This window comes from Pseudoalteromonas sp. TB25 (assembly GCF_000497995.1).
GTDB classification, from domain to species: domain Bacteria; phylum Pseudomonadota; class Gammaproteobacteria; order Enterobacterales; family Alteromonadaceae; genus Pseudoalteromonas; species Pseudoalteromonas distincta.
On the sequence record NZ_AUTI01000288.1, the window covers coordinates 1 to 9179 of the forward strand.

Genomic DNA, 9179 nt, shown 5'->3' on the forward strand with positions numbered 1-9179 from the left:
CCGCCATTATTGTGCTTTTAGTCATGGTTACTCCGGCAATGGTGAGCAGCCAAAGTATATTTGATATTGCACAAGCGCGAGTAAGCGAAATAATAATAGGTTCTGTATGTGCTGGGCTTGTGAGCCATCTATTTTGGCCTGTAAAGGTTAAACATTTACTACAAGTACAAGCGCGGTCGGTTATAAATCAAACGTTACATTATTTAGTTATTGAGCTTGATTCTAAGGGCTCGCACGAAAACCGTCACCAGCAAATAGATGGCATTATGGCAACATTGGGATCAATAAACGAAGATTCCAGCGCAGTAAGGTACGAAGGACCAAAAGGTCCAGGGCGCTCGCGTGCTGCAAACCAGTTGTCGCAAAAAGTACTTTCTTTATTGGCCTTAATTCAAATAATTGGCCGCCTACAGCGAAACCACGAAGACCTTATTACACCAACTTTAGATAAATTAATAAGTAAACTTAAGCACGTATTTGCGCAAATTAAAGAGTCTGACGATTTTGATTACTGCGCCGAACAAGTTAAAACGCTGCGTAAAGAGCTAACCGACTATAGAGCAAATACGGTGTGTGATTCGCCATTTGAATCTCACATGCTCAATGTGAGCTTAGAAGTAGCAGCCGACTTAACAATTTTACTACGCGCATACAGAGCGTTAGAAGAGCGTGATAAAACATTATTAAATGCACCCAGTATGCTTACATATCGCGACCCATTAGCTGGCATTATTGTTGGATTTAGAACTGCTTTGGTATTTTCTATCGGCGCATTTATTTGGATTAATACAGGCTCTTCTGCTGCATTATTAATTATGATTTTACCGGTCATATTTTCGATAATGTTGGCAAGAATACCGTTAGCTATTTTACAGGTGGTAATAAAGCGTTTATTGGTAGGCGTGGTGGTTGCTGCTATTGTAACTATTTTTTACGCACTCAATTTATTATCACAAAGTGGTGGGCAATTAGAAATATTGCTACTTGTATTAGCAGGGCCTTATTTTTTGGGTTTACTGCTGCTAGCTGATCAACAAACATTGCCATATGGCTTGGGGTTTTGTATCCCATTTACGATTTTGGTAAGACCCAGTACCGATATGAGCCTTGCGTTTTCAATCGATTACACACTTAGCTCTGCAATGGCAATCTTTGCGGGGGTGAGTATTTTATTTTGGATTTTTCAGTTATTTACAGGACCAAGTGTACAATTACTTGTTCATCGTGTTTTTAAGGCCACTTATAAAGATTTACTCGAAATAAATAACCATCCAACCCCAAGTATTTGGTATAACCGCCGCATGGCCGATAGGTTAATTCGCCTAACTAATTACGATCAAGGTTCACACTCACGCGTAATTACTGATCTTGCACTAACCGCTCTAAACTTAGGGCATGCGTCGGTTCGATTAAACTCAATTTGTGAAAATTTGGCTGGTAATACAAAGCTAAAGTATTTAAATGAGTGGCAGCNGCGTACGTTAGCCGATGCATTTATGTTGGCAACCAAGGGCAAATTTAATAATAAGTTTAAGCAAGCGTCAGATAATCTTTATGGGGAATTGGCTCAGACGGTGGATGATTCAAATCAATTAGAAGCAATAAAAGGCATGTTTATTCGCATTAATCTGACCTTTGAAAGAAGTGCGAGTAAGATAAATTAGCCCCATTCGCTGCTTTTCGAGTTCAGATGTTATAGTGAAATCTGTTATACTTGCTGGATAATTTTATGGGGCTGTTATGATTTCAAAAAACCAACTCAAACTTATTCGCCAACTTGGCCAAAAAAAGTACCGAAAGCAATATAATCAATACCTTGTACAGGGTGAGAAAAACGTACTTGAGTTATTAAACAGCCCATTAAATGTGGTTAATATTTTTGCTACAAACGAATTTATAAATGCGTACCAAGGTAAGTATCCGCAAGCTAACTTTGTTGAAGCTGATGAAGAGACCCTCACCAAAGCCAGCACCCTAGTTAGCAATAATGCAGCCATTGCTATTGTTGATATGCCAAAGGCAGCTTTACCACAAGCAAGTGGCTTAATACTCGCACTTGATGGCGTATCAGACCCTGGTAATTTAGGCACAATAATAAGAGTGGCAGACTGGTACGGTATTAAACATATAGTAACTAGCACCGACAGCGCAGACGCTTACAATCCAAAAACAATTAGCGCCACGATGGGCTCATTTGTAAGGGTATCGGTAAGCCAAGTAGATTTACCTGATTACCTACAGTCTTTAAATTTACCTGTTTACGGTGCTTTTTTAGATGGGCAAAGCGTGCATAAAACCCAATTTACGGGCTCAGTCGTTTTACTAATGGGCAGTGAGTCGCATGGAATACGCGAGACATGTGCAAAGTTGGTAACTAATAAAATCACCATCCCCGCTTTTGGTGGTGCAGAATCGCTTAATGTTGCAATGGCGACCGGTATTATTTTAGATAATTTTAAACGACAAGCTTAACAATTTAACTGTTAATGAGTTAAATTGTTCGTAATCAATAACAATAATAATCGGTAATAACAATAAGATGCGCTTAAGCACTATTAAATTAGCGGGCTTTAAATCGTTTGTAGAGCCCACTAAAATTCCATTTCCTGATCAAATGACGTGTGTTGTTGGCCCCAATGGCTGTGGCAAATCTAACGTTATTGATGCTGTGCGATGGGTGCTAGGTGAAAGCTCTGCTAAAAACCTGCGTGGCGATGCCATGACCGACGTTATTTTTAATGGCTCAACTAATCGTAAAGCCATATCACAAGCCTCTGTAGAGCTTGTTTTTGATAACGATAAAGGTGGTCCCTCAAATACATTTGCCGATCGAAACCAAATTGCTATTAAGCGTTTAGTAACGCGCGACGGGCAGTCACTGTATTTTTTAAATGGCAGTAAATGCCGTAAGCGCGATATTACCGATATATTTTTAGGCACCGGCCTTGGTCCGCGTAGTTACGCAATTATTGAGCAAGGGATGATCTCGCGCTTAATAGAGAGTAAACCACAAGAGCTGCGCGTATTTTTAGAAGAAGCCGCTGGCGTTTCTAAATACAAAGAGCGTCGCCGCGAAACACAAACACGTATTAAAAGCACTCGCGAAAATCTTGAACGTTTGTTAGATGTGCGTAAAGAGCTGCAAAGTCAGTTAGATAAATTGGCTGTGCAGTCGGTTGATGCAAAAAAATACCGCGAATTAAAAGCACAAGAACGTACGCTAAAAGGCCAAATTGCCGTTTTAAAATGGCAAAAGTTACATCAGCACCAACTTGAAAAAAGCGCCCAAATAAAAAAACTGAACGATCAAATTTCTTTTTTTAAAACTGCTAACTCAGGGCATGACGATGTACTTGCAAGCCTAGAGGGGCAAGTACAAGCCCAGCAAGATAAACTAAGCGATGCACAGCATCAGCAACATGTTATACACACCGAGCTTACCCGCGCGGAGCAACAGCAAATAAATGTAAAGCAACAAACTCAAACGCTTAAACAAAATTTAATTAAATTACAGCAACGCCAAATTCAAAGTGCTGAGGTAAAATCGCAGCAGCAAATTGTGTGCGAGCAACTTAATGAAGCTCTGCAAGAGGCAAGTGAGAATGCCTTAATATGTGAAGAGCAAGTTAGTGGGTTAACGCATGAACTTGAGGAATTATTAGCACTTAAGCAGCGCCACCATACTCATTGGCAAGCTTTGTGTGAGCAACAGCAACAGCTTAATAATAATGTGCAACAACATAGTAGCCACATTAAACAAACTCAGCAGCAAATTGATCATGTTAACGAGCAAATTGATCAGTTAACTGTCCAGCTTAGCGAACTACAAAGTAGTGATGTAGAGCAGCAGTTAATACAGCAAACACAGCAAACACAAACATTAACTCAAGAACTTGCCGCTAAACAAACAGCGCACACGCACTGTAGCGCTAAGCTTGAAGTGCAAAATGAGCGTGTTAATAACTCACAAAAGCAATATTTGACGCTTACTCAAACAATAAACGAGCTAAAAGCCAGTATTACAGGGCTTAAAAGTACATTAGGGCTTGATGAGATAAGTGAGCGTACTAATAGTTTGTTTAATCAGCTAAGTGTTAAAGCAGGCTTTGAGCTTTTAATAGAGCAAGCACTTAAATCTTTAGAGCATTTAAATGTAAGTGAGAAGCAAGCTGATAACAGTGTGTGGCCAAATAGTGATAAACGCATGCCAGCAAATAGCTTAGCTGCATGTATAACAAGCGGTGTTTATCCAGAGCATTTAGCACGTATTGCTTATAGCGAAAGCGGTGATTTAGCAATACTAAAAGATAGTTTTTATACAGCCGTTATGGATGAAAACGGTGCTTTATATGGTCGTAACTGGCATGTAAGCGCCGATCGCAATGTTGAAAACTCATTGCTTTTAAAGCATAAGCAATTGCAGGACAAAGCTCAGCAGTTAACCAATGCCGAGGATGAGCTACAACAAGTAACACACACTCGTGATGAACATACAGCTGAGCAAATAAAATTAATTAACGAACAAAGCGAGCTAAAAGAAGCCATACATGAGCTTGCGCAAAATATAGCGGTAGCCAGTACGCGCAGCGATATGCTCAAACAGCAAGTAGCGCACTTTAAGTTACAACTAGAAAAGCTACAACAACAAAAACAGCAATTAACAAATCAGCTTTTACAATTAAATACCGTGCTTGATGAGCAAGTAGCGCAATTTGAAGTGATGAATGAGCAGCAACTTAACTTAGCGGATGAAATAGACGCTGCAAATAGCTTGCGCTCACAAAGTGATAAAAGTTATAGCGAAGCATTACGCATGCTTGAGCAATATAAAACACAAGCACATAAGGCAACGCTCTCAGAGCAAAAGGCACGCAGTGAATGGCAGTTAAGCCAAACCAAATTGAGCCATGCGGAGCAAGAGCACGTTAGTGCATCAGAAGGTGCGCAAGAACTACTAAATGAAATAGAAGAGCTGCTGATACCAGAGCAAGAACTTAGCGATAAAATTACGCAGCTCTTAGCACAGCATCAAAAAGGTGAGCAGGCATTAGTATTGCTACAAAAAGAATTAGCTCAGGCGAAAGAGAGCTTAAACACTAAGCAAATAAGCCTTAAAAATTCACAAGGTGAGCTGGTGGGCTTGCAAGAGCAGCACCAAAAGCTAACAATTGAAGAGCAAAGCTTAGTAATAAAAGCGCAAGTTGCGCTTGAGCCATTAGAAGAGTTGAAACAAAGCTTAAAAGCAATACTTGATGAATTACCAGATTCATTAAATTTAAGTGCAGCACAAAATCAGTTAACAGGATTTACTAATCAGCTAGATAAATTAGGTGCAGTAAACTTGGCGGCAATAGAAGAGTTTGATTTAGCCAAAGCACGTAGTGATTATCTTGAAAATCAATTAGATGATTTAACAAAAGCGTTAAGCACCCTTGAAGGTGCAATTCGTAAAATTGATAGTGAGACCAAAACACGCTTTAAAGCGACGTTCGATCAAGTTAACGAAGACTTTGCTGAGCTATTTCCTAAAGTTTTTGGTGGTGGGAGCGCGTATTTAGAATTAACCAGTGACGATTTACTCGAAAGTGGTGTTAGTATAATGGCACGACCACCGGGTAAGAAAAATTCAACAATTCATTTGTTAAGTGGTGGAGAAAAAGCGCTGACCGCATTATCATTAGTGTTTTCTATATTCAGGCTCAATCCAGCTCCTTTCTGTATGCTGGACGAAGTAGATGCACCATTAGATGATGCCAACGTCGTGCGTTTTTGCCGTTTGGTTGAAGAAATGTCACAATCAGTGCAGTTTATTTATATTAGTCATAATAAAATTGCGATGGAAATGGCAGGTAGATTAACAGGTGTTACTATGGCAGAACCTGGCGTATCGCGTATGGTTGCTGTAGATATAGAGCAAGCTGTGCAACTTGCACACGCATAAATTTTTATGACAAGTGTATTAGTTTTTCATTAATATACAGGTTTTAGGCATATCAAATAATAAAAGGTGAGGGGATGGCCGAACAATTAAGATGGGTTTTAATCGTTATCAGTGTAATTGTCATTGGTGGTTTATTAATACATGGATTGTGGTCAGTTAGAAAAAAAGACCGCCCAGAAGTATCGGATAATGAACGGGTTGAGCCATTACAACAAAGCGCACCAGCTTCATCTAAACCGTTTCGTACTGAGGCTGAGCCAAAAGAGCCAATGCAAGACGAACGTGATGAGCCACAATTTGGCGAGCTTAACTTTGATGCAAATGAGCCGCAAATTGATACAAGCGTGCCAGAAACACCGATTGAAGATGACTTAGAAATAGTTGATGATCTTGAAACAAAAGATCAAAGTGCTGAAGAAGCGCCTGCTCAAATGTCTGACTTTGTTATTGTGCATATTCAAATGCCAGAAGAGCTTAGTATGCAGGGCAGTAAATTATTACCAGCAGTTAATACTTTAGGTTTTAAATATTCTGAGGAAGGTTTTTTTAATCGCCACTTAGATCCGGCTGGCCAAGGCCCTGTTTTATTTAGATTAGTAAATATGTATAACCCAGGTACGTTTGATATTGATAATATGGAACAGTTTAGTACCGCTGGGGTAAGCTTATTTATGACGTTACCGTGCGACGGCGATGGTCTAGCGGCATTTAATATGTTGCACAGCGCAGCTAAAAAGTTAGCGGATGAATTTGGTGCACAAATTTTAGATGCTGAGCGAAATGAAATGACAGTAGAGCGCATCAGGCAATATGTTGAACAGGTTCGTTCTTTTTCAGCGTAAATAACGCATACATTATATTTTTATAAGCCACTGGACGGTGAATCGTCAAAGTGGCTTTTTTTATGTTTATTGAGGTTTAAATGTCTAGCAGCATTAGTGAGCAAATTAATCATCTTCGTACTACATTAGAGCAACACAACTATAACTATTATGTGCTCGACACCCCCAGTATTCCTGATTCTGAATACGATAGGTTATTACGCGAACTAAGCGCACTAGAGATGCAGCACCCTGAATTTTTAACCGCCGACTCTCCGACACAAAAAGTAGGCGGTGCCGCATTGAGTAAATTTGAGCAAGTAGCGCACCAAGTGCCCATGTTATCGCTTGATAACGCGTTTAGTGAAGAAGAATTCACTGCGTTTAATCGTCGTATAAAAGAGCGCTTAATGAGTACTGATGAGCTTACTTTTTGTTGTGAGCCAAAACTTGATGGATTAGCCGTATCAATTATTTATCGTGATGGTGTGCTTGTACAAGCGGCTACGCGAGGTGATGGTTTTACCGGTGAAAACATTACTCAAAATGTTAAAACCATTCGTAATGTACCGCTTAAGTTACGTGGTGATTACCCAAAAGAGCTTGAAGTGCGCGGCGAAGTATTTATGGACAGCGCTGGCTTTGATAAATTAAATACTGAAGCGCAAAAACGCGGTGAAAAAGTATTTGTTAACCCGCGTAATGCAGCCGCGGGGAGTTTGCGTCAACTCGACTCTAAAATTACAGCTAAACGCCCACTCATGTTTTATGCCTATAGTACCGGGCTTGTAGCTGATGGCAGTATTCCTGATGATCACTATCAGCAATTAGAAAAGTTAACTGACTGGGGGTTGCCACTGTGCCCAGAAACAAAATTAGTTGAAGGTCCTAAAGCCGCGCTTGAGTACTACAGCGATATTTTAACGCGCCGTGGCGAGCTTAAATATGAAATTGATGGCGTAGTAATAAAAATAAACCAAAAGGCCTTACAAGAGCGTTTAGGCTTTGTGGCACGAGCTCCCCGCTGGGCTATTGCGTATAAATTTCCGGCGCAAGAGGAAATAACCCAACTACTTGATGTTGATTTTCAAGTCGGTCGTACTGGCGCCATTACACCGGTTGCACGTTTGAAGCCTGTTTTTGTGGGTGGCGTTACCGTATCAAATGCAACGCTTCATAACAGTGATGAAGTTGCACGTTTAGGCGTAAAAGTAGGTGATACAGTTATTATTCGCCGTGCTGGAGATGTAATCCCACAAATAACGCAAGTTGTACTTGAGCGCCGCCCTGATGATGCCACAGATATCGAATTTCCAGTAACTTGTCCTATTTGTGACTCTCATGTTGAAAAGGTTGAAGGCGAAGCTGTCGCTCGTTGTACGGGTGGGCTTGTATGTCCTGCACAACGCAAACAAGCAATTAAACACTTTGCGTCACGCAAAGCGCTGGATATAGACGGCCTTGGCGATAAAATTGTTGATCAGTTGGTAGACAGAGAGCTTATAAAAACGCCCGCTGATTTGTTTATTTTAAAACAAGGACATTTTGAATCACTTGAACGCATGGGACCTAAGTCAGCCAAAAATTTAGTAACAGCCCTTGAAGAGGCGAAAGGGACTACGCTTGCTAAGTTTTTATATTCATTAGGTATTCGCGAAGCAGGTGAGGCAACAGCACAAAATTTAGCTAATCACTTCCTTACCCTTGAAAATATAATAAATGCCAGCATTGATAGTTTAACGCAGGTAAGTGATGTAGGCGAAATAGTTGCAACGCATGTTCGTGGCTTTTTTGATGAAGAGCATAATTTAGCAGTTGTTAATGCGCTTATAGAGCAAGGTGTAAACTGGCCAGCGTTGAGTGCACCTTCTGAAGAAGAACAACCGCTTGCTGGGCTTACTTATGTACTTACTGGTACGCTAAATACGCTTAATCGTAATGACGCAAAAGCACGCTTACAGCAACTAGGTGCTAAAGTATCTGGTAGCGTATCAGCGAAAACTGATGCGTTAGTCGCGGGTGAAAAAGCGGGTTCAAAACTGACTAAAGCCCAAGATTTAGGTATCGACATACTCACGGAAGATGAATTAATTGGGCTGCTTAAAAAGCATAATGGTTAGGACGCAACAATGAGCCGATACGGTCCAGAATATTGGGATAAGTACGGAAGTTACCGAACTCCTATTGCATTTAATTTAAGTTTGCTTGTGCTATTACGTGGCTATTTTATTTGGGTGATTGCGGCTTTAAGTCGCAGGCCTGAACTTGATTTAATGTCGTTATTTTTTAAAAATAAAAATGATTTTTTTATTGCAATAGCAATTGGAAGTATCGCAATAATACCGACTATTTTATTTTGTTTACGCAGACCACGAGATTCACACAGTGCAAGCGATAAGTTAGCAAAAATATGGCGG

The 9179-nt window shown here is 40.3% G+C and carries 6 protein-coding genes; all 6 read left to right on the plus strand.

Annotated features, from left to right (window positions below):
• On the plus strand, window positions 1–1664 hold a 1664-nt coding region (locus L652_RS0110170), incomplete at its 5' end, for an FUSC family protein (protein ID WP_024596339.1).
• Between the two features lie 76 nt (window positions 1665–1740).
• Complete coding sequence (locus L652_RS0110175) at window positions 1741–2472, plus strand: RNA methyltransferase (RefSeq protein WP_024596340.1); 732 nt, start codon at window positions 1741–1743, stop codon at window positions 2470–2472.
• A gap of 67 nt (window positions 2473–2539) precedes the next feature.
• Window positions 2540–5941: an AAA family ATPase gene (locus L652_RS0110180; RefSeq protein ID WP_024596341.1), complete on the plus strand. Its 3402-nt coding sequence runs from the start codon at window positions 2540–2542 to the stop codon at window positions 5939–5941.
• Between the two features lie 74 nt (window positions 5942–6015).
• Window positions 6016–6783 (plus strand): cell division protein ZipA, encoded by a 768-nt coding sequence (gene zipA, locus L652_RS0110185; RefSeq protein ID WP_024596342.1) that lies wholly within the window; start codon window positions 6016–6018, stop codon window positions 6781–6783.
• A gap of 80 nt (window positions 6784–6863) precedes the next feature.
• On the plus strand, window positions 6864–8882 hold the full coding sequence (gene ligA, locus L652_RS0110190) for an NAD-dependent DNA ligase LigA (RefSeq protein WP_024603437.1): 2019 nt from the start codon (window positions 6864–6866) through the stop codon (window positions 8880–8882).
• Between the two features lie 9 nt (window positions 8883–8891).
• On the plus strand, window positions 8892–9179 hold a 288-nt coding region (locus L652_RS1000000124530; protein WP_024596343.1), incomplete at its 3' end, for a DUF2919 family protein.